Origin of the sequence: Rathayibacter sp. VKM Ac-2835, assembly GCF_013266705.1 — a bacterium.
Lineage (GTDB): Bacteria > Actinomycetota > Actinomycetes > Actinomycetales > Microbacteriaceae > Rathayibacter.
Window position 1 is genome coordinate 1 of record NZ_JABSNQ010000006.1, and the last position, 822, is coordinate 822.

The window sequence follows — 822 nt, forward strand, 5'->3', positions numbered from 1 at the left end:
TCCGCGGCAGCATCGTCGAGGCCGACGGCGGTGGGCGCTGCGAGGGTGAGCCGCACCTCGGCCCGGATGCCGGGGACGAAGGTCGGGTCGGGTCGGTGCTCGGCGTCCGGGGTCGTGCCGGCGATGTCGCCGTCGCAGAGCAGGTCGACCGCGGCATCGGCGCTCAGCTGCTGGAGCGTGCGCGGGTCGCCCTCGTCGCGGAGGGTGCGGGCGATGCGCCGCAGTCGGCCGTAGGCGCCCGTCACCGCCGCTGCAGGAGCGAGCACGCAGAGCGTGGCCATTCCGTCGACGTCCGGAGTGACCCAGACGGCGCGGTCCTCGCGGGCGCGGGCGTGCCGCTGGGCGAGCGGATCCTCGTGCAGCTCCTCCCGCCAGCGGCGCAGGGCGCGGCGCAGCTGCGTGGTCGTCATGGTGAGAGCGCCGTCGGCTGCACGCTCGTCGAGTGCCGCGCGGGAGGCCTCGGGGAGGCTGCTCGCGGAGGCGCAGATCGCCTCGCCGACCTCCCAGAGGATCCGCGCGTCCCTCAGCAGCGCGCGGGTGAGGGGGAGGTGCTCCATCAGCATCTGCGCGGCCTCGAGCCGACGGGACACCTCCCGCTCGGACACGCCGAACGCTACGGCGAGCTCGGCACGGATCGAGCGCTCGACGAGGTCGCGCGTCTCGCTGCGCGTCGCGCCGCGGGCGAACGCCTCCGGGACGGTGAGCGCGATGCGGTAGCCGCGGTGCATCCGCTCCGCCGCTCGGAGGCGTGTCGGCGAGGCGGCGCGCTCGGCGGCCACGGCGTCGTCGAAGCAGTCGCGCACCTCCGCGAGTGCTGCCGCG

Annotated in this window: 1 protein-coding gene; it reads right to left on the reverse strand. The window is 76.0% G+C overall.

Annotated elements, in window-relative coordinates; all coding sequences use genetic code 11:
* Nucleotides 1–822, reverse strand: an 822-nt coding sequence (locus tag HRK28_RS19720) for a DUF222 domain-containing protein (protein ID WP_173252835.1), incomplete at both ends; no start/stop codon positions are given.